At 44.0% G+C, this 26,580-nt stretch carries 18 protein-coding genes; 4 read left to right on the top strand and 14 right to left on the bottom strand.

Going from position 1 to position 26,580, the window contains the following annotated elements; all coding sequences use genetic code 11:
* Nucleotides 1–37 precede the first annotated feature (37 nt).
* From UNH61_RS09910 to UNH61_RS09880, 7 genes are all read right to left on the bottom strand, one after another.
* A complete protein-coding gene (locus UNH61_RS09910; RefSeq protein ID WP_326991936.1) occupies nt 38–1,240 on the bottom strand; it encodes an alpha/beta fold hydrolase in 1,203 nt (400 codons plus the stop codon).
* A gap of 119 nt (nt 1,241–1,359) precedes the next feature.
* Nucleotides 1,360–3,873 (bottom strand): family 78 glycoside hydrolase catalytic domain, encoded by a 2,514-nt coding sequence (locus tag UNH61_RS09905; RefSeq protein ID WP_326991935.1) that lies wholly within the window; start codon nt 3,871–3,873, stop codon nt 1,360–1,362.
* A 7-nt stretch (nt 3,874–3,880) separates the two neighbouring features.
* On the bottom strand, nt 3,881–5,194 hold the full coding sequence (locus UNH61_RS09900; protein WP_326991934.1) for a hypothetical protein: 1,314 nt from the start codon (nt 5,192–5,194) through the stop codon (nt 3,881–3,883).
* A 76-nt stretch (nt 5,195–5,270) separates the two neighbouring features.
* Nucleotides 5,271–6,566, bottom strand: coding sequence for a hypothetical protein (locus UNH61_RS09895; RefSeq protein WP_326991933.1), 1,296 nt, complete (start codon nt 6,564–6,566; stop codon nt 5,271–5,273).
* A gap of 33 nt (nt 6,567–6,599) precedes the next feature.
* Entirely contained in the window at nt 6,600–7,874 is a 1,275-nt protein-coding gene (locus tag UNH61_RS09890; RefSeq protein ID WP_326991932.1) for a hypothetical protein, read from the bottom strand.
* 22 nt (nt 7,875–7,896) lie between these two features.
* Nucleotides 7,897–9,708, bottom strand: coding sequence for a RagB/SusD family nutrient uptake outer membrane protein (locus tag UNH61_RS09885; RefSeq protein WP_326991931.1), 1,812 nt, complete (start codon nt 9,706–9,708; stop codon nt 7,897–7,899).
* A gap of 11 nt (nt 9,709–9,719) precedes the next feature.
* Nucleotides 9,720–13,118 (bottom strand): TonB-dependent receptor, encoded by a 3,399-nt coding sequence (locus UNH61_RS09880; protein ID WP_326991930.1) that lies wholly within the window; start codon nt 13,116–13,118, stop codon nt 9,720–9,722.
* A gap of 338 nt (nt 13,119–13,456) precedes the next feature.
* On the opposite strand from UNH61_RS09880, the gene UNH61_RS09875 reads away from it, so the two are divergent.
* Both UNH61_RS09875 and UNH61_RS09870 read left to right on the top strand, forming a co-directional pair.
* Nucleotides 13,457–14,002 (top strand): sigma-70 family RNA polymerase sigma factor, encoded by a 546-nt coding sequence (locus UNH61_RS09875; protein WP_326991929.1) that lies wholly within the window; start codon nt 13,457–13,459, stop codon nt 14,000–14,002.
* Nucleotides 14,003–14,022: 20 nt separating this feature from the next.
* A complete protein-coding gene (locus UNH61_RS09870; RefSeq protein WP_326991928.1) occupies nt 14,023–15,210 on the top strand; it encodes a FecR domain-containing protein in 1,188 nt (395 codons plus the stop codon).
* Nucleotides 15,211–15,587: 377 nt separating this feature from the next.
* Here UNH61_RS09870 and UNH61_RS09865 read toward each other — a convergent pair whose 3' ends face one another.
* The 7 genes from UNH61_RS09865 to UNH61_RS09835 all read right to left on the bottom strand — a co-directional run bounded on the left by UNH61_RS09865 (nt 15,588) and on the right by UNH61_RS09835 (nt 23,417).
* Entirely contained in the window at nt 15,588–16,316 is a 729-nt protein-coding gene (locus UNH61_RS09865) for an alpha/beta hydrolase (protein WP_326991927.1), read from the bottom strand.
* A gap of 279 nt (nt 16,317–16,595) precedes the next feature.
* On the bottom strand, nt 16,596–16,847 hold the full coding sequence (locus UNH61_RS09860) for a helix-turn-helix transcriptional regulator (protein WP_326991926.1): 252 nt from the start codon (nt 16,845–16,847) through the stop codon (nt 16,596–16,598).
* Nucleotides 16,848–17,035: 188 nt separating this feature from the next.
* On the bottom strand, nt 17,036–17,842 hold the full coding sequence (locus UNH61_RS09855) for a DUF2306 domain-containing protein (RefSeq protein WP_326991925.1): 807 nt from the start codon (nt 17,840–17,842) through the stop codon (nt 17,036–17,038).
* Between the two features lie 58 nt (nt 17,843–17,900).
* Nucleotides 17,901–18,431: a Crp/Fnr family transcriptional regulator gene (locus tag UNH61_RS09850; RefSeq protein WP_326991924.1), complete on the bottom strand. Its 531-nt coding sequence runs from the start codon at nt 18,429–18,431 to the stop codon at nt 17,901–17,903.
* Nucleotides 18,432–18,577: 146 nt separating this feature from the next.
* Nucleotides 18,578–20,026 carry a serine hydrolase gene (locus UNH61_RS09845; protein ID WP_326991923.1) on the bottom strand — a complete coding sequence of 483 codons (1,449 nt, stop codon included), beginning with the start codon at nt 20,024–20,026 and terminating at the stop codon, nt 18,578–18,580.
* Between the two features lie 79 nt (nt 20,027–20,105).
* Nucleotides 20,106–20,558 (bottom strand): VOC family protein, encoded by a 453-nt coding sequence (locus UNH61_RS09840; RefSeq protein WP_326991922.1) that lies wholly within the window; start codon nt 20,556–20,558, stop codon nt 20,106–20,108.
* Between the two features lie 255 nt (nt 20,559–20,813).
* Entirely contained in the window at nt 20,814–23,417 is a 2,604-nt protein-coding gene (locus tag UNH61_RS09835; RefSeq protein ID WP_326991921.1) for a hypothetical protein, read from the bottom strand.
* 480 nt (nt 23,418–23,897) lie between these two features.
* On the opposite strand from UNH61_RS09835, the gene UNH61_RS09830 reads away from it, so the two are divergent.
* Complete coding sequence (locus tag UNH61_RS09830) at nt 23,898–25,613, top strand: DUF262 domain-containing HNH endonuclease family protein (RefSeq protein ID WP_326991920.1); 1,716 nt, start codon at nt 23,898–23,900, stop codon at nt 25,611–25,613.
* A 214-nt stretch (nt 25,614–25,827) separates the two neighbouring features.
* Complete coding sequence (locus UNH61_RS09825; RefSeq protein WP_326991919.1) at nt 25,828–26,406, top strand: hypothetical protein; 579 nt, start codon at nt 25,828–25,830, stop codon at nt 26,404–26,406.
* Nucleotides 26,407–26,580: the final 174 nt, after the last annotated feature.

The raw sequence follows: 26,580 nt of genomic DNA, 5'->3' as shown, positions 1-26,580 counted from the left end.
ACCGGGCGCTTAATCAAATACGCGGGCCTGATCAGGGTTACTGCCGCGGACAGGAGGAAGCCAGTACACCTTCTTTATTTTCTACCTGGATATACCATAATACAGCATTCGCGGGAGGCAGCGGAGCTTGTATGCGATTCCCATTGATGCGGGCAGGCATAGACAGCCATTGCCTTTTATCCTCTACAACCGTTGTATCTGTGGTATAATGAAGGTACCCCTTATCGATGTTGTAATTATTGCCAATACGTGCGTTAACAGCCTTTTTTCCTTTGCTGACATGCGAAATAAATGGAAAGGGGCGCGCGCCCTTCAGATAACTATCAACAAAAGCATATATCTCATCATTATTCCATCCATCTTTATGACTATGTTCCATTCTTACTTTTACACTGATGTTTCCTTTTCTGACAAGCTGATAAGTTTTTATATAGCTGGAAAGGTAGAATGCACGATCGTTAGTACCATTGATAAACAACATTGGCATGTTTGCGCCGGCAATATAGTTCAGCGGATCATACTGGTTTATCCATCGTTGTTTTCCCTCTTGTGGTAGTTGTCGTATGCCGACACCAATAAACCCGCTCCATTCCAAAAAACCGCACCCATACACGGGTACAACGGCTTTATAACGATTATCCAGCCCGGCAGCAATGCAGGAGATAACGCCTCCCCAACTGATTCCTGTAAGGGCAGTGCGGTTCTTATCGACCTCCGGAAAGCTCAGCAGCAGGTTATGTGAGAGGATGACATCCGCCACCGCCTGGTATAAATACTGTTCCGTTAGCGGCGGGCTCATATCGTACACGGGTGTTACACCGTTAATTTCTTCAAACCCACCGGGGAGCTGTTTACGATCAGCTCCATTGCCGCGCAGATCCATAGCAATAGCGGCATAGCCCTTCTCTGCCCATTTAACGGCCCACTCCCTGAAAGCTTTGCCACCACCGCCATGTACCAATACCACCGCTGGCAGGTTTTTATCCTCTGCCGGATTACCGTGCAGGATACCCGGTGTAGCATAGTAGGCGAATACTTTCTTTTTCTGCCCTTTGTACATAGCACTCTCAAAAACAATTTCCTTTGCTGAGTCAATGGCCGTTGCCGTGTACCGCGGTACATCATACAGTTCCTTTGCATCCCATATCGTTCCGTTCAGCCGTAGCTGCGCGCCGGTATTGATAGTAGAGATCAATAACAATATAAGCAGTCCGATGTTTTTAATATTATATTGGTGCATATCTGTTCAGGGTTATAGTACTGATTGGCTGATAACAGGAAATATCCTTTGTATACAAGATAGCAGCAAACAATAACAATACATAGCTTTATGTTCTTTTTATTCCGATAGCAGCGTATTTACTCTGCCACGATTAAATATTGTCCGGTAGTAAGATCAAATGAATTGTCATTGTTGTTTACAGCGGGTGTATAGAAAGCATTGCTGTTGCCCCTTGCCACTCTGATCCTGCGTCCTTTTACGGGCAGGCGCAATGTAGCCACACATTCCTTTGGTATTGTTACGTTGAAAACAAATCCTTCATGCTGTTTGTGCCAGCTCACATTTATTATTCCATAAGGCGACTGATAACTACATTTCATAGAAGAAAGATGCTCCGGTAATGCCGGGTTGATGATGAATTTCCGGAACCCTGGCGACAGTGGCCGTATCCCCGCCAGCCAGCGATAAAACCAGGCCGAAACGGAGCCAAACATAGGATGACAGTTGGAGTAAATATTATCGCTTTCTTTCCAGGTTTCCCATTGAGTGGTAGCTCCCCTGCTGATCATAAAGCCCCAGCCGGGAAATGCGGTACTATTCACAATATCGAATACCCGATCGGCATAACCGTGTTGCGATAATACCTCCAGGATACATTTTGTTCCGAAGATGCCTGTGGTAAAATGGCCGGATGGCGCATCCTCCAGGGCCCTGAGCAGCGAATCTATTGCGGCGGGCTGCTCCTTTTCGGGGATCACTCCTGCCGACAGTAACAGCGCATAAAACGTCTGCTTATTAAATACATTTCCCGCTTTCAGCAATTCTTCCGTGGCCTTTTTTCGTTCTTCCTCCGGCAGGCTCCTGATATAGGTCATAGATGCTTCCCGCGACTGCTCCTCTATGGTTTGCCTGCCTGCATTTCCGTTCCAGTACATGTCTCCCAAACCCTTTCTTATCTTCTCTTCCAGGGCAGCAAACCGCTGTTCATTTGCCGGGTCGTGCATCATTGCCGAAAAGCCTTTCATGATCCCTGCTACTTTCAGATAAGCACAGGTACCCAGCAGCTGCACCGGCACATTCACCAGTGCCTCATGATCGGCCAGTCCTTTATCAACGATGCCGGAAGGATGCAGGCGGTTTGCCTTCTCCATCCATTGCAGGTCGAAGTTATACAGCTTACGAATGATAGCGGTATCTCCATAGTACTGGTAAAGGTTCTGCTGCAGATCAAATATAGCCGCTTCGAAATTCAGGCCGCAATATTTGAGCCCCACATAAGGCGCGGAATCAATAAATACTGAATCGGATGTAGCGTCTACCCAATCGTAGAGCACCTTACGGTAGAATGCCTGCATATTGAAGTTGCAGATAAATGCTTCATCAGTAGCCTGCAGATCGCCACCATAAGGGAATTTTTCACGACCGGGGCAATCGGATTGTACACTCATCAGATTACTCAGGAATGTGCGCCGGATCATCTGCTGAATGGAATTAATCAAATCGCCAGAGGTAGCAAAATTGTTGCCGTTGAGTACATTGGTACTTAGGGCAATCCCCTGTATGTTATGCTTATCAGGCGCCTCCCGCAGCCCTGTTATCTCCATATAACGGTAAACGGCAAACGAAAACGAGGGAGTATATTCAGCTATGGTATCCTTTCCAAAAATATACATTCCTTCCTGTGCCGCCAGTGCCGGTGCGCCCGGGCCACCAATCCCTTTCTTCTTTATCTGTCCTGCTACCGCTGTCATTGGGTTCACCCGCCCGTTTTCGTATATCCGTTCACCGAAGCAAAACCTTACGGTATCGCCTGTTCGGCCATGCAACCTGATGCGGAAGGTTCCTGCAAAGTTCTCTCCCATATCCACTACATACCGGCCTTTTACCGGTTCTGTAATGTGCAGTGGATGCTTTATATCAAGAGCCTGTACGGGCGGAAAAAAAGCCGGCTGCAGCCGGCCACCCGGCCCTTGCTTTATTACAGCCGGCATTGTAAAATCGGCCATAGTAGTGTTCTTCAACTCTCGGCGGGCATCATACACTTCCCCAAGATAAACGTTATTGCGCCTGACAGGGCCGTAAGCATATTTCCAGGAGCGGTCGGTGATGATCTCACTTGTTTGCCCGTTTTTATACACCAGTTTTATCTTTGCCGTAAACACAGGCCGGCCAACCGGAAGTGCATCCCTGATATTAAGATGGCCCCAGAACGCCAGTGGCAGCGGGTTATAGAATCCATTCCCCAATGTAACGTTGATGTAATTATCTCCCTTTAACACCAGGTTGCTGATATCATAATCCGTATAGTAAATTCTTTTCCGGTAATCCGTCCACGCCGGATCGAGGTAATTCTTATCCAGCAGTTTTCCGTTGATGGCTGCGCTGTAATAGCCTGCCGCTGTGATACACAGTGTAGCAGATTTCAACGGACCTTTTATAGTGAACTCTTTCCGGAATACAGGCGCCGGATCGTCGGCATACATTAAAGAATCGGTAGCGGGCTGCTCCAGGGCGTCTCCAATCCATGAGGCTGTCCATGGTACCACCACGTCGCCACTAACAGCATTCATGGCACGCTGCCCTTGCCCGCTACCGATACTCACACCTGAGCTAAATATCAAGACCAGGCTATATTTCTTCCAATTATTCATATAAAGTTTAATACGGGTTAAAGCAGAACAGGCGGCCTTCTCCGGGAGCGAAAGTTAGTGTAACCTGATAATTTGGAGTCGGTACCTGGCTTTCTGTTCCATTCGTTTTGGAAATCTCACCCATATAGGTAATCCATCCGGCAATATTAAAGGTAATAGTCTTGCTTTGCGTTAATGATTTATTCACGATCATCGTATAATTCCTTCCGGTTCCTTCATACCAGTTTTTGCATTGTGCAAGTATCAGATCGTTGGTACTATTTGAAGGTTGAATAAAATAATTGGATGGAAGCGTTTCTACGCCAGTTGGTGTATTAGGCCCGGTGTGATATACATCATACACGGCTAATTTTGCCAATCTGTTTCCCAGCGCTTTCATCTCTTTGTTTAATTTTACAAACGGGTTGAACAGATCGGTGGTATCTCCTGTGGGCGTTATAATTGCGTTGGTAAATGTTTCGTTAGGATCATTCGGTGGAGTGAAATAAGTAAACCAGGCCGGGTATTTAATGCCATACGCCAGCATGGAGTACACATTATAGGTAAGCTCGTTGGCATTAGGACGCCTGTAAACTCCGGCAATCCCTACCGATTGCAGGTAGGCAGAAGTTTTTATATTGGAGTTTGCCAGTGCCACACGTCTTAGCCGGTCCAGTTCTGTATAATACCTGTTATCAAAAGTACCATTAGCCATAAAGGGATAAATGTCGGTAGACAGGTACTTCAGGTTGGTGCTACCCACCAGATTGATCCACTTTTGCATATAATCCGTTTCGTAATTGATGCTGGTAAAATAGCTAGAGATACTTGGTAGCAGATTCACGTGCGGGATATGAACGGCGTCATAAGACAAGATTTTATTGTAAATTCTTGCAGCCCAGTTCAGCGTATCCGGTGCAGGCTCGTCTTTGATATAATAGCCACCCAGCCCGGGGTTGGCGCTATAGGCATTCACCATTCCGGCGATATCAGTATCAGACCCATACACCCTTCCATCAAAAATAATCGCCCTCAGGTTATTGGAAGAACATTTACCTAATATGGTAAGATTCTGACTTTCCGTATAGGTAATCACATATTGCAGCATGTCTACCCCTGTCCGGCCGAGCCGCTGGAACTGCAAATCATTCACATAGTCCCAGGTAGGCGGCCAATAAACGCCGATCAAAATATTAGAGGTATCCAAACTCAACATTGACAACTGTGATGCATTGGTGCCTGCTACTGTTGCTGCTGTTTTTTTCTCCAGCGGCGACAGGTTGTTTTTTTGGCAGGCCATGGTAATAATGCAAATGGCAAGAATTGTTAAAGACTGTCTCATATTTCAGGATTATTTAGTGGGTGATCATTGATATATGTACCTAAATAGTGGAAGTAGCGTCCTGAGCATGTTTTAACTACAGATTGAAGCAGAGCAGGCGGCCTTCTCCGGGAGCAAAGTCCAGGGTGACCTGCCTGTTTGTAATGGTTACCTTGTTCTCTGCGCCATTCGTTTTGGAAATTTCTCCTACATAGGTAACTTCTCCTGCCACGTTAAAAGTGATGCTTTTGCTTTGCCTGAGTGATTTATTTACGATCATGGTATAATTCCTCCCTTTTCCTTCATACCAGTTTTTACAGCGGGTAAGAATCAGATCGTTATTCCCGTTAACAGGTTGCAGGAAATAGTTGCCTGGCAGCGTTTCCACACCGTCGGGGGTACTGGGCCCTGTATGATAAACATCGTACACGGCTAATTTTGCCAGCCTGTTTCCCAGGTTCTTCATCTCGCTGTTTAGTTTTACGAATGGATTAAACAGGTCGGTGGTATCTCCCGCAGGCGTTATAATCGCGTTTGTAAATGTTGCAGTAGGATCTTCCGCATGAGTGGGCGTGAAATAGGTGAACCATACCGGATGTTTGATTCCATATGCCAGCATAGAATACACATTATAAGTAAGCTCATTGGCATTAGGCCTGCGGTAAACCCCGGCAATTCCGACCGACTGCAGGTAAGCAGAAGTTTTTATATTGGAATTAGCCAGCGCCACCCGCCTTAGCCTGTCTAATTCGGAATAATATCTGTTATCAATAGTTCCGCTTGCGAGAAACGGATAAAAATCCGTGGACAGGTATTTCAGGCCCCGGCTCCCCACACTATTGATCCAACGGGTCATATAATCTGTTTCATAGTTCATCCCTGCAAAATAGCTCGCAATACTGGGCGAAAGATTTACGTGGGGAATATGGACAGTATCGTAGGAAAGAATTTTCCTGTATATCCTGGCCGCCCAATTCAGGGTATCGGGGGCTGGCTCGTCTTTAATGTAATATCCTCCCAGGCCAGGGTGACTACTATATGTTTTAACCATTGCGGCAATATCGTTATCAGATCCATACACCCTTCCATCAAAAATGATTGCCTTCATATGATTAGCCGCACATTTGTCGAGTATAGTAAGATTCTGACTTTCTGTATAGGTAATCACATATTGCAGCATATCTACCCCGGATCCTCCAAGCCGCTGGAATTGCTGATCATTTACGTAGGCCCATAGCGGAGGAAAAAAAACTCCAATCAGGATATTAGCGGTATCTGAACCCGACGTTGCCCACTCAGGAGGCTTGGGCGCGGTATCCAAAGGAGACTGATCACTTTTTTTACAGGCCATCATAACCATGAAAAAAGCAATGATCACTAAAAATGATTTCATATTCTGCGTTAGTTTATTAATAATATTTGTGTGTCATCGTGCCGGCATCCTATAAATAGCCGCATCACCGGGATCAACTTCCATAGTAGGCGTGTATACATTGGCAGGAACCACGGTTCCGTCTTTCAGTACTTTTTTCAGGTTATCGTCTCCAAATACAGTCAGCTCCATACTTTTCTTAAAGCTCCGGTTCACGATCACCACAAAAATATGGTCGCCGTTTTCGATTGCAGACACCAGCGCGCCTGCTCCATGCGTATCCAGTACCCTGAATCCGGGCGGCAGCTTCTGCAACCGTTTTGTACCCTTAGGAACTGATTCGCCAACATGTCTGACAGCAAGTACTTTACCGCCATAAAACACGCCTGATAAATTCTTCACCTCTTCGTTCATTTGCCTGAGCCGGTCGTATATCACGGTACGTTTGCCATCCAGGCCGATGGGACCTTTGTGGAAATCCCAGGGGTTATTTTCATCGGGGCTGGGCGTCCAGTATGTGAAATATTGCACTCCCTGCGCGCCATAAGCCAATATGCTATAGATCTGAAAACGCAGTTCTGCCAGGGTTGGCGGCGGATAATTCACGGGAACAGAAGATGCAGTCGTGAGGCCGAATGCCCAGAAATTTTTGTGAGCATTCCGGGTTTCCTCTGCTACAATCTCGAGGTTTTCGTAGTAGTTCGCACGCAAACTATCGCCGATAATGCAATAGGCATCATAGCTAATGAAGGGCATGGGCACTTCTTTGATGAAAGAAGTAAGATATTGCCTATAGGTGGTTTTCACCGCTGCATCTTCTTCCTTACCTGTTTCGAACTGCCAGTTCTCTGCATAAATGGGAAGTGTATTCAGGTAGCAGTAGTGCCGGTTATCTACCGCCTGTATGCTGGCGGCCCATTTGGCCAGTTCTGCAAACTCAACGCGTGAAGGCTCATCCTTTAAGAAATAGCCGGCAAGGGCCGGATGATTCATGAACTTCTTCACTGTAGCTTCCGGATTGGTTTTCAGCTCAGGGCAGGAAAGCACTACTTTAATGCCCGCCTGTTGTGCTACGTCCAGCGACTTTTCTGCATCCTTCATAGTAGAAAAAAAGGAGAAGTTGACGGTAATGCCGGCATCTTTAAGTTCCCGGTATCGCTGTAAGGTTGTTTCGCCGGCTGGCACGCTATACCATGCCAGCCTTGGAATATCGCCTTTTGAAGTTATTTTCTCCGGCGTGCCATCGTATCCTGCAGACACATGCTGCCCCAGCGCCGGTAGCATCATTCCGGACCACAGCGCCAGGGTCAGTATATAAACTTTCTTCATTTGTATAACTTATGGATAAAGATTAATTATAGCCGGGATTCTCTACCAGGTTAGGGTTCTGCTGTGTTCTTGCCTTGGTGATGGGCAGATAATAGTTGTACGGTTCAAACACCGGTTTCACATTGGCTCCACCATCAGCAAATGGCAGTACCTGCAGCTCCAGCTTGCCGGAAGCATAGTCGCGGATATATCTCAACCCTGTTTCACGTTTGGTGAGTACGGAAGTGGCGATGCGCCAGCGGCGGAGATCCCAATACCGTTCTCCTTCATAGGCCAGCTCCACTTTGCGTTCTTTCTGAATCAGCTCAAAGGTAATAGCTCCCCGGGGAGCCACTCCTGCCCTTGCGCGTATGCGGTTAACTGCATCCAGCGCGTCGGCAGGCTTATTCAGTTTAAAGGCTGCTTCAGCATAGTTCAGCAATACTTCTCCGAACCGGAATACAATCCAGTCCTGGCTGGAAGCGAAATCATATACCATGTTGTTGTGATTCTCATCCAGGTATTTCAATACCCCGAAACTGGTATAACCACCCAGCTTTTGCGCCTGCAAACCGAGATACGGCGTGCCCTGATAAGCACCATGGGGATCGGTATAATATTGCCCATTCACTTTTAAAGCGGCATGCCAGTCGATCGGAGATCCCTTCCAGGGCGTACCATTGGTGTAGATCGTGGCAAAAAAACGTGGCTCCATACCAGCCCATAACTCATCATCGCCCCAAAGCTTACCGGTTAATGTGGCGGTGGACAAATCTGGCGCTGTGCCATCGGTCTTCTCAAAAGTAGAAGCGATAAACGACAAATAAGGCATATTCTGGTTACCGTTATACCAGGCATTGGGCATAGGCCCCTGCATAAAATCGTAGTACCAGCCATTACCACCGGAAAAGATCATGTCTTTACCATTGTGTGCCACAATGAATATGGCTTCCGGGTTGTTTTTCACCAGGAAAATATTCCTGAAATTTTTCACTTTATCAGCATCGGCAGTATACAATCCGCAAACCCCATCGCTCATAATGATCTTCGATGCATCATAACATTTCTGATAATATCCCTGGGCTTCGGAGGCAGGAATACCCAGCAACCCATTCAGCTGTATGGTACCATATTCTGCGATACTTCCGGCATACAAGGCAGCGCGCGACAGCAATGCCAATGCGGCATACTTTGAGGCACGGCCCGAAACAGGCGTGGCGGGAAGATCTTTATAAGCCTCGTTCATTTCATTGATCACAAAATCGTATACTTCTTTTTCTGAATTGCGTTTCGGATACAGTTCATCCTTAGGATCAGTGAGCGATTGTACCTTCGTAATAATCGGCACACCGCCGTAACGCTTTACCATCGAGAAGTAATTGAATGCCCGCAGGAAACGGGCTTCTGCTACCATCCGTTTTTTGCTATCAGCATCGATAGGAGATTTAGGTACCCGTTCTATAAAATCGTTCAGCTGACGAAGGATAATATAGGCATTGTCCCACCATTCCAACAGGCCGCCATTGATGGTTACGCCACTGGATCTGAAATTGAACCAGTTGGGATACATTCCCCAGGTAGCTTCATCGGTGATGTTGTTGATGAGTGTAGCACCCACCTGTGCTTCTGTTGTCCAGCCAACGCCAGGCCTGATACTTACATATTTATCCGGGGTTTCATTCTCAAAAACGCTCATCATGCTGTAACACCCGGCAAGATTTGCATCTATACTTTTAACATCATTCCATACGGTATTGTCGGCTATCCTGTCTAAAGGCTGCTTGTCCAGTAATGATTTCTGGCAGGAAGAAAGTATAGCTAATGCCGAGATAAAAAATAGAATAATCCGGTTCATCCAATTCGATTTTATAATGAGATATTTACACCCAGCATGATTGTCTTCTGCTGCGGATAATAAGACGTAGTTGGCTGGCCATCCTGCACCGAGAACGGCGATTCCGGGTCAACATCATATTTGTTCAGTTTCGACAAGGTAAAAATGTTGGTAGCACCCACGTATACCCTTGCATGCTGGAAACCTATCGTTTGTATTACTGACTTTGGCAAATTATAGCCGAGGGCAATACTTTTCAGTCTTGCATAGTCTGCTTTGATAAAGTTCCGGTCAGAAAGCAAACCATTGGTGCCGGCGCCGCCCAGTCGCGGGATCAGTGCATTGGGATTATTATTTGCTTCCGTCCACCGGTTATCGAAATAGGTTTTTGTGTAGGCGCCAAGATTTACATTCTTGTAATAACCAAATGCCCCCTGGATAAGTGCGGATAAGTCGAAATCCTTATACGTTACATTGATATTGAGGCCTGCCATATACTCCGGGATCTGTCCTTTACCAATTTCTACCTGGTCTTTCCAATCCAGTATGCCATCTTTATTCACGTCTACATACTTTACATCTCCGGGATGCAGTACAGGGTTGCCGGGATATTGTATACCCAGGTGATCGATCTGATCCTGGCTGGTGAACAATCCGGCTGACTTATATCCAAAAGTACGGTCGACCCACTGGCCTGAGAGCTGATTGATTCTTTTGGAATCGGGATCGGTATAGTCCACTTCTTCCACATGGCCCCATTTAGCGCGTTGCCAGGAGATATTACCGCTTACATCCCATTTCCAGTCGCCACTTTTACCCGACGTTCCCACACTCAGTTCAAAACCCCGGTTGCTCATACTATTGAGGTTTTCCAATGGCAGATCGGCGCCGAAAGTAGATGGAAGGCTGGTAGTTCTTCTTGCCGGAATACCATTTCGCTTGCGATAGAATACATCGAGCTCGCCATACAGTTTGCGTTTGAAAAAAGAGTATTCAATGCCCGCATTGTAGATAGATATTCTTTCCCACGACAGGTTAGGATTGGGCATGCCCAGTGATGCAATACCCATTACCGGTACACCGCCGAAAAGAGCCGGCATCAGTGTAGGTCCATATCCGGAAAGGTACTGGAAGTCGCCCACGCCATCATATCCGGAAGCACCGTAGCTGGCGCGGAGTTTCAGCTCATCCAGGTTATACACGTGCTTCAGGAAGTTTTCCTGTCCCATGCGCCAGCCCAGAGAGGCACTGGGGAAATAGCCCCACCTGGAGCCCGGCGGGAATTTGGCAGAAGCATCGGCACGTAGAATAAACTGAGCCAGGTATTTGTTGGCGTAGCCATAATTTATACGGCCAACATAACTGGATCTTCCGGTTTGACTGGCGCCTCCGTTGTTGCTTTCCGTATTAACATCTCCCGCAAACATCTGATCCAGAGAAGGGAAAGTAAAATTCGCTCTCCCGGCAGAAATATAATCATAGGAATATGAATAGGCTTCATACAACGCCATAGCGCTGATAGTGTGCACACTATTGAAAGTATTGTTATAATTGATAGAAAACTGTCCTGTTAGCGTAGTAGTCTCTGATTTCTGCTGATTAAGCTGTGTATTGGAATTATATTGTGCAGCCAGCGAATATTGTTTTGTATCGACATTATATGTCCACAGATCTACCGGCCTGGCGTATGATTTTTGATTATCATTTATCCTGGTATAGTTCCCGAATGCTTTTAAAGAAAGTCCTTTTAATTTTTTGAAGTTGTAGTTGATGTTTACACTTTGCGTGAATGTCTGGAAGTGGTCATCGGAATAGCCACCCAGTTCCCTGTTGGATTGTACCAGCGCGCCACCTGTAGCAGAGCCTGAGAAAGGGATCTTGGTGGGATCCGGCAGGCTGGCCGGGTACATCGGCTTGTTGTTGTATAAGTCTGCGAAAAGATATCCTCCGCCATTTTGCGGCCGGTTGGTTGAATTGATATTGTCGATGATATTAGACACTGTAACGCCAACGGTGAGGTTATCGAGAATGTTAGCGTCTACATTTGTCTGAAAGTTGTAGCGTTTATAATCGCCACCGTTCTTTTTCCAGAAGGAGCCCTGTTGCATGGTGCCCAGGAAGGTATAGTACCTGATATTTTTATTCCCGCCGCGTACAGAGAGATTGTAATTCTGCATAGGCGCCCAGCTCCTCAGTATTTGTTTAGACCAGTCGGTATTATAATAACCTGGCTCCTTAGCTTCGTAATATTTTTTTATCTGCTCCTGCGTGTAGGGGACCGCGTTAGCCGGCTGGCCCGACTGCAGATAGGTTTCAGATGCCAGCGTGGTATATTCGCCGGAAGAGAGCATTTTCTGGAAGTAAGTAGGCCGTTGTAAAGTAGCCGTTCCGTTGAATGAAACGGTAGGCTTTCCTTCCACGCCTCTTTTAGTGGTAACAAGAATAACCCCGTTACCGGCTCTGGCTCCATAGATAGAAGCAGCGCCGTCTTTCAGGATAGATACACTTTCTATCTCGCTTGCATCTATGTTTCTGAAGTTGGATTCCACGCCGTCTACAATGATCAGGGCATTGCCGAATCCGCGTACATTCAGGCTGGAAGCATCCATGCCGGGTTGGCCGCTCGACTGTATAGCCACGAGTCCGGGCAGCTTGCCGACCAGCGCATTGGTCACCGACGACACCGGCACTTTGGCCAGGTTATCGGCGTTTATCGTAGCCACAGATCCGGTTACATCTGCCTTCTTCTGGGTACCATAACCTACTACTACCACCTCGTTCAATCCACCGGTAGACGGCACCAGGGTTATATTGATGGTTTGCTTTCCATTGATGGTTACTTCCTGTTCATGATATCCTACATAGGAGAACACCAGTGTTGCATCTCCGGGCACTTCCAGCCGGAAGTTGCCCTGACCATCAGTGATTGTTCCTTTACTCATTCCCTTTATACGGACGTTCACACCTACCAAAGGCAGGCCGGTACTATCCGTAACCCGGCCCGAGATCCGGTCTGTGCTCACCGAACTATTACTGCTGCTCTGCGCAGGCGATGGTTCTGTAGCACGCTGATCTGCTTTCTTTGCGCTGTACAACCGTATGATATTACCACGTATGTCCCATTGTAAGCCCCGCGGATGCAGCAGTTGGTTCAGCACAGCCGACACGGTAGCGCCAGTGACCGCGATACTGGCTTTTTCTTTTTTAATGGCATCAGTAGCTTCAAACATGATAACTACATCAGCTTTCTTCTCGATAGCATTCAAAATTGTTTTAAGAGAAGCTTTGGAGAAATCCAGCGAAATTTTCCGGTCTTCATACTGTTGTGAATAAGCGGAAGTGGCCAGCAGTAATTGAACAGAGCACAAAAGAATCGAAATACTAACTGTCGTCAATTTCATAATGGCATTTACAATACCCTTTCTTTGCATAATTGGCACTCGTTTGGAATATCAATACTAATTACCTGAGAATAATCCCCTTTTTAATTGTATCAGGGACAAGATTTTGGCTACGCCCTTATTAGGGCGCGTTACTATAATACATAACAATCCTGGTTTTAAGTACAACCTGCTTTGGTTTACATACATCGACGGCCACGTGGGCAATTAACAGGTTTCAGATATAAGACCCAAAAACAAAATCGTATCACTAGTCACCAGGTTATTTTTTTTTTAAATTTCATAAATTATCTTAGTGAACAGGTTTTACGTATGTTTGACATAGGTAGAGACGATTTCCTTGCTATTACCACCATAATAGAGTCGTAATGACGCCAGCGTTATTTGATTATACAAATTTACTGCAACGGTTGCAACAGCATGACCTGGATGCATTCAACATCCTATACAGCAGATCACGCAAAAGACTGTTTGTACTGGCCTATTCTATTACAGCTGATGATGCAGTTTCAAAAGATATTGTGCAGGATTTCTTTATTGACTTTTGGGAAAACAGGCGTTATGAGCATATTAAGCAGTCGCTCGAAGGCTACCTGATATTTGCCATACGCAACAAGGCACTCAAGTACAACAGGGCGCAGGCATCGTTGTTAAAGAAGGCACAGTCGATGCCGTTACCGGTAGCAGTTGCGGCTACTCATGTTATCGAGCACAGAGAGCTGGAAAGGGAGATTGATCAGGCCATCAGCCTGTTGCCGCCTATGGCAGGGAAAGTATTCAGATTACATTACCTGGAACATTTATCTCACTTGCAGATAGCAGAGCAGTTAGGTATCAGCAAGTCGACCGTCAGTAGTCATATGGACAGGGCACTCAAAGAACTAAGAGTTACATTAAGGAACACAGGAATTTAATAAAGGCTTTTAAACAGGATATGACGCATTTAACACCTTATCATGAATATCTGTTGCTGGGCAAGCTCAGTAATACGCTCGACGAAAGAGAATCCGTTGAGCTGGAGTTGTTGCTGCAGCGTGATCCGGGTGTAGCCACTGCTTACGAAGAAATGGCACAACGGCTACCGGCTGAAAAAGTAGCCACCGGATTCAGTGAAGCAGATGCGCCGGGATATTGGGACGACCTGGCGGCCCGCTTCCGGCAGCCGGATGCGACAGCGCTTACTTTCGAACAAACGAAAACATTTGCACTTCCAAACAGACAAAGAAAACTAACTATACTCAAAAGATATTCGGCAGCAGCTGTTATCGTATGCGCAATTGCCGGTACGACCCTGTTCTGGCACTCATTACAGCAGGGGAAAAAACAGGCTGCAGGTAACGTTGGTAAGCCCGGTATTGCATTGCAGCTGGCCGACGGCAGTACCGTTAATCTTTCCCTGCAGCAGGGGAATATCAATAAGGGAGGCGCTACCCTGAGTAACAGCGGAAATACCCTTACTTATAACACCGTTAAAAACGCTTCTCCTGCCGGTATCAATATTCTTACCGTACCGGTTGGGCTGGATTACAAAATCCGGCTGGATGATGGTTCGGAAATTTGGATGAATTCAGCAACAGAGCTGCGGTTTCCGTTGACCTTTACCGGTAATACGCGGGAGATAACGATTAACGGTGAAGCCTATATGAAAATTGCAAAAGATCCGGATAAGCCATTCATTGTACATCTGCCTAAAACTACGGTACAGGTATTGGGTACAGCGTTTAACGTCAACACCTATAGCACCAATACTGAAAAGGTATCATTACTGGAAGGCAGTGTACACCTGCAAAATCCGGCTGGCGAGCGCAGTTTAACACCGGGTAAGGAAGCAGTTTATACGAACGGCAAAGCGGTAGTAGTGCAAAGCTTTGATGAACGGCAAACGTTGAGCTGGCAGAAAGGATTGTTTTATTTCGACGAAATGAAGCTATCCGATATCTGTGCAGTGATACCACGCTGGTTTGGTATGCAGGTAGTGATTGACAATCCGGGTACGGGCGATAAGAAGTTTGTGGGGGTGTTGGATCGCAACCAGCCGATTGCTGTTTTCCAGGGGGATCTGAAGATGCTGGCAGGTGTGGATTCGTATATTGATGAGAAGAAGGTGTTGCATTTCAGGTGAGATACCAGCGGGCATGTTGTGAAACAAAATCAGGATTATTTTCTTCAATTGTATAGCTATGTCAGGACTAAATATCTTACTCTCCGGCAAATAAGGTGAAAATACTATCAAAAATGCCGTGCCGTGGATCATATAGCGTATTTTCAGATATTTACAACTATATGATTTACAAATTATTGCAGTGTACTTAATGTGCTATCTCTTAGGTATCTCTTAGGTATCGTATACTTCACCATGTGGTGACGGCCGGTCCAGGGCAGGTGTAAAACCGGTACTTTTTTATCAATTGAAGAATTCTCACTTCCTGCACATTTTTTCTCATCCCGGGTATATTGAATGAGAAAAGAATTCATCAACTTTGAATTATAGATAGCCCCCTACTCCCGAAAATAATTCCTGATAATTTTACTAATCGTATCCGCCCTGTTAAAAACCATGATATGCCCTCCTCCCTTAATGCGGTAATCCGGATGTACAAACCTGCTGGCTATCACCCTGTCGACCGTTCCATGTATTTGAATCGTTCTCTCAGGCGCTACTTTATTATCCCAATAAGCAATGCTTTTCAGGGCCCAACGAAAAAAAGTAACATCTGTGCCTTGTAGTAATTTAGTTAATGCTTTTTTATCAGTTTCAGTCCGGGCGCCAAAATAGCGATAAGTGAGAAAATTGGTGCGTCTTAGCAATGAACCGGGAATGATTCGATATAGTCCCAATCTCATAAAAAAGTACTGCCTTTTGTTCAATTCATCCTTTGTTCTGACTGAAGAGATCAGCACCATTTTTTTCACCCATATCTGCTTAGATACCTCTACAGCCACTATACCTCCAAAAGAGAGTCCGATGATGTACGGATTTTCGACCGTGATCTGACTTTTTATCCTGCCTGCGTACTGTGTTAATGATTCATTTGGCAAAGCGGGGATCCAGGAGATATAGACCTTGCGGTAACCCGGAAGTTTCAGGTTCCTGAATATGGTTGAATCTGCACCGATACCGCTGAAAAAATAAATAGTTTTTTGTTCTTCTTTAGCTGCGTTCTTTGGAGTTTGCGCCACTCCCAAAAAGCTGCTGAACATCAATAAAACAGAAAAAATCACTTTCACACTTTGCTCCATAAATTTTCTTGCTTCTTGCCTGATAAAAAGAAAAAAGGCTTACGAATTTTTATCTTCATAAGCCTTTTCTCTTTATTGTCGGGACGACTAAACTCAATTAATTATACTAAGCTGCATTTATACGAAATGTATCATTTCAAATGCAAATAACATACTGAAAAACCAGGTCAAAAATACAATTTAATTTGAAATACGGCAAAATAAGGGGGGCCGGACATGAATAATGCCATTCATACTCCTTTTGCGCCACTGCCGCAGATTTCATATTTAACTTCGGAGATTATTCACTACTGAAATCAATTCGGCAGTACTTTGTACATTTAATTTCCGGTTGATGTTTTTATGATGGGTTTCTACCGTATAAATACTTAGTTCCAATACGACGGCAATCTGTTTGGTAGATTTCCCTTCTTTGATAAGTCTGATAATATCCAGTTCCCTGGGAGAGAGCTTATATTTGGCCGGCAGGCAGTTGCCAGGTGTTGTGGCATCAAATGGCTGCGGCCTTCCCTCCGGCAATAGAAATACCCTGGCCCAATCAAACAGAGATAACAGTAAAAGGAAAGCATTTTTTACAGGAAGACAGTCCCGCTGAAATTGGGGAAGCGATTGCTGAATTTGTAAAAAAATGGCGCTAATTGCAGGGTTTGGGCTGCTGGCCCAAACTAAGGAATTAAGAAAAAGTCAGCCGGAGTTCTTTCCCTTTATCAGTTCAATCTCGGCAACCACATACCTAGTGTGGCAGCTATAATACCTACGGTCATTCCAATTGTAATCAAGGTAATAAGAATAGAAAAAAATACTTTCGGTAGCCGGGTATTCGAATTGCGGGCTTTAAAATAATAAGCAACAAGCGCCTGAGGAAAGATATAAACTAAAACAGCCAGCACATTTAAGAATGGCCCGCTGAATGTGTCCGGGTCAAATCCAACAGGGCCACCGTTGATGATAAGCCAAAGCATCAGGAATACCCGGAAAAGCCAAACTCCGCTCATCGCCAAAAGCAGATGTACTGCCCATTGATTGTGTGCTTTCAGGTTCCTTTTGATGGCATACCGAATGGTAAAATATCCACAAATCATTATGATAAACGCATTAATGCTAATCACTACATGGGCCGGAAAATCACCAACAGCGCCTTTTCGCCATGTAAGATAAATTCCGTCAATGCTGATGAGAAAAGCAACAATAACATATAACCGCCCACTAATTCTATGATATGCAGGCGCATATTTACGTATTTGCGGAACAAGCTGCAAAGGGCCAATAACACTAATGATACCAGCTATTGCCGCATGTAGCCCAAAAACTATATTTCTGATAGCCTGGCCTTTTATATATAGATGGGGAGTCGCCGAATTCCATTTTTCAAATTCGCCCAAAGCAGCGGATTTCCAGTACAGCATAAAAATGTACCAGGCAAATATTAGTTGGCCCATTAAAAAGATGATAAACCAAAATTTTGTGGTCAGGCGCAATGTTCTTCCTGAAAGTGCCATGTTATTTTCCTGCATACAACCGGGATATGCAACAAAGGTAGCAGCCCTTTCGTTCGTACGGAATTGACATTTGTTAAGAAATGTCCCTTCTGATTCTGCTCAGGCTTTCCGGCTTTATACCGAGGTAGGATGCGATGTATTTAAGTGGAACATTTTTAATGATGTTGGGCGTATTATGTATAAATTTTAAATAACGCTGTTCTGCCGTAAGATTTGCAAGGTCGTTAATTCTTTCTCTATATTCTTCCTGTACCTGATTAAACAGTTTTATCGTATAGTCCTTTTGCGTAAAGCTTGTTTCGGCGGTCGAGTCAGCATCTGATTTGGAAATCCGGAGCAACTCGCAATCTGTAATACAATGAAGGTATTCGTTGGAAACAGTCTGTTGCACGAAATGAAAGTAGGAGGTGAAAAATCTGGGGCCATCGTTCAGATCAACTGTTATTTCCTCTTCTTTGTCATTTACGTAATATTTGCGCATATAACCCGAAACAATAAAATTGTTATACTGCGGTATTTTCCCTGCCACATCAAGTAATGTATTCGCCGGAACCCGCAACGGCTTGAAAGTACGCCGGCATTGATTTTTATCATGCTCGGGCATTTCAATTATTTGAGACACGTATTCAAAAAGAGTGTCGTAGTAATGGGTCATTTAAATCTTTAAATTAAACTAAACAGATAATTAATAAAGTTACAAACTTTAGCAAATGATTCTATCCGGCCTTGTTTTGATAGTATATTCTTCATCTATTTCAGTAAAGTTTCTAATACTTTTTTCCCGTTGTCGTTTGCAGGATTTAGCGCTACTGACTTTTTATACATGGCTATCGCTTCCGCTTTTCTATCGCTTTTCAATAGGGCTTCTCCGTAACTATCATAAGCATTCCAGCTTTGTGGAAACAAGTGTACATTTAATTTGAAAATTTCCAGGGCTTCTTTAAGCTGGTTTTTCGACATCATTCGATAAGCCCATTCATTTATTTCAAATTCATTAGGAATAAATTGTGGATTGACTTTTTTTTCTTTCTCTGTTATTTCAATTGCTTTTTCAAAGCCGACCTTTCGAAGGTTAATTCTCAGGAAGGTAAGAGGATCCGCATTAATTATTCCGGCGTTATAAACGCCTGCCAGTTCTTCCAAAAAATCCTCCGGGAATGCTCCTCCGAGGTTCGTCCAGACTATTACCGCTAAATCATCTTCGGGATAAATCAAAAATGCTGCCCGTCCGCCGCCCGACATACCAACGGCGCGATGATTTACCCTGAATTTATTCATTCCCCAGCCCAATGCCCAGGGCGTGGGATTACCGTCGTTAAAAACTGATGGCGTCCACATCTTATTGATAAGACTTTTTGATTTTATCAATCTCCCCTTTTGTAAAGCTATTATCCAATTTGCCATATCCTCTGCGGTTGTATTCAAGCCCGAAGCGGTTCTGCGGAAATAAGGAAATTCATAATAATTATTGACAAGTTTGAAATCATTTAGCTTCCGTCCGTCCATATTTTGCCTGTAGCTGTACGTAGGTGCAAAATGCGGAATGACATCGCGGGAATCTCCGAAAAGTGTATTAGACATACCTACCGGTTGGAACTGCTTTTCTAAAAACATCTGTGCGAATGGCTTGCCATATAATTTGTCGATTATTTTTCCTAACAAATATCCATTGGTTTGATTATAGCTGAATTTTTCACCGGGTTTGAAATCCATAGGAATAGTTTTTAATTTTTCCCAAATGGCCTCCTCATTTTTCAAACTGCCTAAACTGCCAACAAATGGATCCAGGATTTTTAGCAGGTCAGGGAAACCTGAAGTATGTGTCAGCATTTGTGTTATTGTGACGGATTTCCAGTTATCGGGCAAACTATCCAGGTACGTTGAAGCGGGAGCCGATAAATCTATTTTCCCTTCTTCCACCAATTGCATTATTGCGACAGCAGTAAAGACTTTCGTACATGAATTGATCGCAAAAATTGATTGATTAGTAACTGCAACATTATCCTGAATATTTGCTATTCCATATGATTTATTCAAAACGATTGCTCCCTTTTGCACTACAGCAACCTGTAATCCCGGAATTCGTCTTTCATCCATTTCTCTTTTAATTATATTTTCAACATTGAGCAACTCTTTCTGTGCTGAAAGGCGGAGTCCTGCGGAGAGAAAAACAAGAAGGAAAAAGATCCGGGAATTCATATGATTGTTTTAATATAAAAATACATTAAAACGCCAATGAAACACACATTATTCGATTGTTTGAGGCATTTGTTTGAATTTATTTATTACCTAGTTCTTCTGCCAGACCAATCAGAATCCCTTCTGCCCCACGAATGTAGCACAGCCGGTATGTGTCCTGATACTGCACCACTTCGCCAACGAGCTGAGCGCCATGTTTGCTGAGCCTGGATACCATCTCGTCAATGTCTTTAACCGTGAACATGACACGCAAATAACCAAGTGCGTTCACGGGGGCCATGCGGTTGTCTGAAACTACAGTTGGGCGGAGAAATTGCGAAAGTTCCAAACGACTGTGCCCATCAGGCGTAACCATCATGGCCACCTCTACACATTGATCGCCCAGTCCGGTAACGCTACCGGCCCATTCCCCCTCAATGGTGCCCCGTCCTTCAAGCTTTAGGCCTAACTCCATGAAAAAAGGGATGGCATTATCGAGCGATTCTACAACAATGCCGACATTGTCCATTCTTATTAATTTGTTCTTTGTCATAGTATTGATTTATCCAAAAATACAGTAATGACAGATAGGTGTATATGTGCAATAATGACAAATTAAGGGGGAGAATGTGACTTATTTTATGAGCGCCCGGATGGCGATTTCGGTCTGTGACATCACTCGCTATCACCGGTGAAATGTTGCCGGTTTATACAAATACAAAGACCTTGCAATAATTGCAAGGTCTTTGCAGACTGGTTGGGATCTCTTTCGTTTCTATATAAAATTTAAAGAAAAGAATATCCTGTTTTATTTTTTTTGTTTCTCCAGGAAGCTAACCAGTGATGCAAACTCTTCAAACGATAATGCGTTGGCAAGCCCTGTTGGCATCATGGATGTTTTTAGTTCCTTGCGAGTCAGGATATCTGCTGTATTAACGGTATATACCTCTCCGGTAATATCTCTCATCACCACCCTGGCGGCCGTTTCTTCGGTTATAAATCCTACGTAGGACTTATTGCCTTTGGCTGTGATGGTAACCGTTGCAAATCCCTGGGAAATAGAGGCATTGGGTTTAAGGATGGATTCTGCGATACGCTCCCTGTTCATAATAGAGCCAATCTGCCCCATAAATGGCCCTTTCATCTTTTCGCTTCTGCTAAGACTATGACAGGCAACACAGCCCTGGTTGCTGAACAATATTTTTCCTTTAGCAGGATCTCCTTTTAATTGTTTCACCGCCAGCAGTACATCTTCAATAGATGATTTGCCGACCTGTCCTTTTTTGCTTTTTATTTTCTCCAGGTCTACTTTAGGTTCTTTTACAGCAACCGGTTCCGCTTTTTTAAGTGGCGCAAATGCCGCGATCTCCATTCTATGACGGGCATCAAGATCCCTGAAAAGTTCCATATGAGTGGGGCCTGCTTTCACCGCCTCTTGTTTAAGGAATTTTTCGATCATGGGCGATCCTGCCCAAAGTACGGCTTTGTAGTAGGGCCCATGTGAATCGGGCCGGGTTCCCCACCACCAGGAGGCATCATAGACTTCTTCTTTTTTGTACAAGCGGGCTAACGTAGTCAGGATTTGCTTTTTCAGCTTTTCGTCTTTCGAACGTTTGTATGCCGCTATCAATCCGTTCACTGCCTTTTCATCATGCATATAGCGCAAAGTCCATAAAGCAAGGGTAGCATCAGGTCCGTTGACAGCTGCTATTGCGGCATCCACTGCGTTCAGCTCCAAAAGCGCCCGCACTGCGAGATGAGGTAGCACAATAGCTGCATTAGGAGTGGCATGTGGTCCTTCCTTATCTTTCACAGGCGCAACAAATGACGCAGGCACTTTCGTTTGTAGCAAAGCGGTAGCTGATTCGATACGACCTAAGCGTCCCAATCCTACTATAGCGGCAGCGTGAACGCGCGGTGACGGGTCGTTCAGTGCATCCAGGAACGGTTGTTCAGGAACGTCGTCCAGGATGCCTTTGCGATCGGCCAGGGCACGCAATGCGTGTTCCTTCATGGCCGGATCCTTTGTCAACGTAACTAAAGCCGGAATACCGGCTTTGCCGGAAGCTTGTGCGTATGTATAGAGGCCAGCTACACGGGCGTATAGCGGCAACTGTGCATCAGACGCCATCTTCAAAGCAGCCGTAAATCCCTCCTGGTTACCCCGCTGAAGCAGCTCCTGGGAGGCATTTAACCTGGCGACGGCGCTGGGCGACTTAAGCAGGTTAACCAGTTCGTCTACAGAAGCTTTGGCCAGATCCGGAAATGCCTTGTAACTCCAATCATTAGGCACCGCCCGAACTACAAAACCAATAGTATCACTACCGGAGTACCCGGCGCCATCCCAGGCGGAGAGGTAAAGTCTGCCAGACCCATCAACATCCAGATCTGTGATCTGTGGCAGCGCAATAAAATCTTCTTCCTTTTGTGTAAACGTAGGCCCATCAGGTTTTACCCGATGAATGTAAAGCATGCTTCTACCCCAATCGGCCATCATAGGAACGTTATTATATTTCTCCGGCCAGTTAGGTTCCGACATAAACAAGGCGCCTGTACCCGAGCCTCCTCCGAGGTCGGCCAGCGCAGGTAATATTTCATCGGTAAAATGCTGAAACAATACCGGATATCCGTATTCTCCGGATTGGATATGGTGCGAAAACCGTACGTTCCATCCTCCGCCGTCATTGGTATTTTCTCTCGTAAAGATATTCATGTACGGATCAATAGCTACATCATATACGTTACGTGTACCATGTGTAAATATTTCCATTTCGGTACCATCAGGGCGTACCCTTATGATACCTCCGCCAAGCATTGTCAGCTTTTTACCGGAACGGTCGATAGCATCATGAAATCCAAAGTCGCCCACTGCAATATATATCCAACCATCAATACCCATCCGGATGCCATTGGTAGCATGATCCGTTCCCCGCTCCTGGATGTATTTAGTATTACTGAGGTGCTCAATAAGTGGTTTGGGAGGCCCGTCGGCCTTTCCATCACCATCTTTATCTTCAAAAACCACCAGGGCCATACCTGTGGCTTTCCCTGTTTCATTAGAAAAAGTGGTGTGCAATACAAAAACCTGGTTGCCCATTACGATGATTCCCCGTGGGTTATCTACCATGGCAAATTCAGTATGCCGGTCCATTTTGCCGTCATTATCTGTGTCGACCAGTTTGAGTATCCGGCCTTTCCCCGGATCTTTGCCAAGCGAACCTATCATGTCTACCCCAACAAATACTTCTCCGGTAGGCGCTACCGCCAGGCAAGCGGGACTGGGGGTAATGGCCGGGCCGGAAAATTTTGTGATGGTTAATTCAGCGGGGGCTTTCTGAGCATACCCCGAAAACGGTTTTACCAGGATTAGTGCTGTAAGAGAACATACCAGCGTAAGTGGGAATTTAATCATTTAATCACTGTGTGTTTTAAGATACTATAACTAGCTATTTGGATAGCGGATCAAGATATAAAAAATATCTCCGTTTGAGGATATTTCTGGTGTTTTTTTGAAAAAGCGGGGAGAATTCAGGCTTGCGTATGGCTGAGCAAACAAATATGCTGATTGGGGTAACTGCTTTATTAAAGGTTATAGTGTATTCCAGCTTATTAAACACACTCTTTAGTTCGTTAGTGAAACAGCATGGTACATTTCTTAATTTTCCATAAAACATCTATTTTCGGTATTCCCTACCACCTTGCAATGGAGGTTGGATCTAGATAGGTTTATCACCGGGCATTATTTTTATTCTTTGGAAGCCATTAACAGGCAAAGAACCAGGACATGAAGGAGTACATGGGTGTGGTGCCGAGACTCATACATCAAATACTGAAAGAAACCAGTATAATATGCACCCTTAAAAATCTAAAATCAATTTAACCCTACTATACTATGGCAGAGTTACACGTAAGCAAAAAAAATATCAGCAAACTATTAGGAGACATGCAGGGGAAGAGATTCATTATTCCTGATTATCAGCGGCCCTACAAATGGGATATTGAAAAATGCGAAACCTTATGGAATGATATTGAAAACTTTTTGCAAACAGAAGCACATACAGGCGCTGATTATTTTCTTGGAACTATCGTTTCTTTTGTAAATGACGACATGAATTTGGAGATTATTGATGGACAACAGCGTATTACTTCTTTCTTTCTACTGCTTCGTGCTTTTTATAGAAAGTTAGAAGATATGATAGACGATGAAGATGTTATTGGGCTCAAGAACCAGATAGCTCCCTGCCTATGGGATATTAACGAACTATCTCAAAAAGTTTCAGACAAAACAAAAATTCACATTATTTCTGAAGTTGCTACAGCAAATGACAACAATGTGTTTCATTCTATTTTGGAAACTGGATATACAAGGGAGGATGCAGATGATAATTACTCTTCTAATTACCGATTCTTTAAACGCCAATGTGATAAATATGCAACAACAAGCCCAATGCAATGGAAGCAGTTATGCATAACCATTCTTAAAAAATGTATTGTACTTCCCATAGAATGCGACAGGCAGGAAACAGCCCTTACTATTTTTTCCACGCTTAACGATCGGGGGTTGCCACTTACCGATTCTGACATTTTCAAAGCGCAGATTTACAAACACCGCCGTACTGCTGAAGCCCGGAAAGAATTTACAAATACCTGGAAAGAATTAACAGCTACATGTAAAGAATCATCCATGTCTATAGATGATGTATTTAGGTACTATACACATGTACTAAGAGCGAGAGCGAAGGATAAGACAAAGGAAGTAGGGCTTAGAAATTTTTATTCAAAAGACTCATATGCAAGACTAAAAGACATCGGGTTAATAGAGGACATTATATCCCTGGCAGATTTCTGGCACACTATCAATTCAGATAATGGCTGGCAAAAGGAATCTCCGGATTACGAGATTGACACAGAAGCCTGGAAGTATATTCATTGTTTATTCAATTATCCGAATGAATATTGGAAATACGCTATTTCCGTATATTATTTAAAGAACAGGGGGGCGTCTTTTTCAAAAAATTTTGCAACCTTTCTTCAAAAACTTACGGCATTCCTTTTTGCGAAATTCATAGATTTACCTACTGTGAATGCCATCAAAGATGATATATACCAGGCGGGCATTTCGATTCAACATGACAATGAGTTCGAACTTGAATACGAATTGGATCATGAGTTTAAAAACCGGATAGAAAACCACGCATCAGCGAAACTTTCTCGTGGCCTTCTCTTATTGCACGCCTATCAGCATTCAAATCAAAAAGATGTAATTGATTGGGGATTCGATATTGAACACATTTTTCCTCAAAAATGGCAAAATACAAATTATAATGGCTGGGAAGAGAGTGAAGCACAGCAGTATCTTAACAAATTTGGGAATAAAATAGTTTTTGAAAAAAAACTGAACATCCAGGCAGGAAACGGTTATTTTGGGAAAAAGAAAGAACGGTATCGAGAGTCGAAGATTGCAGCTGTTATAGAGCTGGGTAACTATCCCAAAAATGACTGGATAAAAGAGGATATTGAAAGACGGGAAGAAACCTTCAAAAATATCTTGTTGGATTTTTTTCAAAAAAATCTGGCTGCGCCTAAAGAGATTGAACTAAATCTGTAATAGTAATACAATAAAAAAGGCCTTACAATATTGCTATCGTAAGGCCTTTTTTTGTCGGGATGGCTAGACAATTGTCTAACCTCTTTATAAAAGATTTATTGGAAATTCAACAGTTTGCGTATATATTAAGACGTTCAATAAATAAATTACCATAAACAGCTAAAATCCGAACGGGAGTGACGTTCTAACAAGATATTTTTTTTATTCATAACCCATGAAATACTTTTTAATAATATTTTTTCTGTTGCTTAACATCTCTTGTAATGCGCAAACTGATTTGATTACAAAGCAGTTTCTGTTCATACCATATAAAAGCAATATTGAAAAACAATTGGATTATATAAAGCATACAAATACTTTCCAAGAGATAAACTCCAGAACCACTAAATTCAAAACTATTTATAAAACGAAAGTTATCACCACTGAAAGCATTCGTAACTCATGCGATTCTATCGTAATTGGCCTATTAATTTGCTCCGACTCATCAGTGGTTGAACAAAAAAGCTATAAAGTATTACGAACATTTGTGGAGTATCATTGCTCTTCAGAAGAAATAATGAACGCGCATTATGGTAAATTAATAACGGAGTTAAAAAAAAAATATAAATCTTATAAAAACATAACACTAGGAGATGGAACTACAGCAATTGAAGATAGATTTGATGGCCTTGAATTTAGGACAAGCGAAAATACAATTATACCTTATATGGGCATATATGAAAACAGTATAAAAAACCAAAGAGTCTTACTGCTAGAATATTGTCAGCCTTTTAAGACCACCCAGCTCAAATAATTATCTTAAAGAGCAAATTCATAACTGAAAAGAGCCTTCAAATCGTTGGATTTGAAGGCTCTTTTCAGTTATCGTCAGGATGACTGGATTCGAACCAGCGGCTTCTTCGTCCCACCCTTCCTCCGGGATCAGAGAGATAGTTTTTTGCGAAAAGTTCACCGAACCAGGTAAACC

Origin of the sequence: Chitinophaga sp. 180180018-3 (genome assembly GCF_037893185.1) — a bacterium.
Lineage (GTDB): Bacteria > Bacteroidota > Bacteroidia > Chitinophagales > Chitinophagaceae > Chitinophaga.
This window is presented reverse-complemented; position numbering and strand designations above follow the sequence as displayed.

Excerpts from the sequence above, each read along its gene's own strand:
- UNH61_RS09845 (WP_326991923.1), bottom strand. The coding sequence starts at position 20,026 with ATGAATTCCCGGATCTTTTTCCTTCTTGTTTTTCTCTCCGCAGGACTC.
- UNH61_RS09905 (WP_326991935.1), bottom strand. The coding sequence starts at position 3,873 with ATGAATAATTGGAAGAAATATAGCCTGGTCTTGATATTTAGCTCAGGT.
- UNH61_RS09890 (WP_326991932.1), bottom strand. The coding sequence starts at position 7,874 with ATGAAGAAAGTTTATATACTGACCCTGGCGCTGTGGTCCGGAATGATG.
- UNH61_RS09910 (WP_326991936.1), bottom strand. The coding sequence starts at position 1,240 with ATGCACCAATATAATATTAAAAACATCGGACTGCTTATATTGTTATTG.
- UNH61_RS09840 (WP_326991922.1), bottom strand. The coding sequence starts at position 20,558 with ATGACAAAGAACAAATTAATAAGAATGGACAATGTCGGCATTGTTGTA.
- UNH61_RS09830 (WP_326991920.1), top strand. The coding sequence starts at position 23,898 with ATGGCAGAGTTACACGTAAGCAAAAAAAATATCAGCAAACTATTAGGA.
- UNH61_RS09855 (WP_326991925.1), bottom strand. The coding sequence starts at position 17,842 with ATGCAGGAAAATAACATGGCACTTTCAGGAAGAACATTGCGCCTGACC.
- UNH61_RS09870 (WP_326991928.1), top strand. The coding sequence starts at position 14,023 with ATGACGCATTTAACACCTTATCATGAATATCTGTTGCTGGGCAAGCTC.
- UNH61_RS09900 (WP_326991934.1), bottom strand. The coding sequence starts at position 5,194 with ATGAGACAGTCTTTAACAATTCTTGCCATTTGCATTATTACCATGGCC.
- UNH61_RS09875 (WP_326991929.1), top strand. The coding sequence starts at position 13,457 with ATGACGCCAGCGTTATTTGATTATACAAATTTACTGCAACGGTTGCAA.
- UNH61_RS09835 (WP_326991921.1), bottom strand. The coding sequence starts at position 23,417 with ATGATTAAATTCCCACTTACGCTGGTATGTTCTCTTACAGCACTAATC.
- UNH61_RS09880 (WP_326991930.1), bottom strand. The coding sequence starts at position 13,118 with ATGCAAAGAAAGGGTATTGTAAATGCCATTATGAAATTGACGACAGTT.
- UNH61_RS09850 (WP_326991924.1), bottom strand. The coding sequence starts at position 18,431 with ATGCCCGAGCATGATAAAAATCAATGCCGGCGTACTTTCAAGCCGTTG.
- UNH61_RS09895 (WP_326991933.1), bottom strand. The coding sequence starts at position 6,566 with ATGAAATCATTTTTAGTGATCATTGCTTTTTTCATGGTTATGATGGCC.
- UNH61_RS09885 (WP_326991931.1), bottom strand. The coding sequence starts at position 9,708 with ATGAACCGGATTATTCTATTTTTTATCTCGGCATTAGCTATACTTTCT.
- UNH61_RS09825 (WP_326991919.1), top strand. The coding sequence starts at position 25,828 with ATGAAATACTTTTTAATAATATTTTTTCTGTTGCTTAACATCTCTTGT.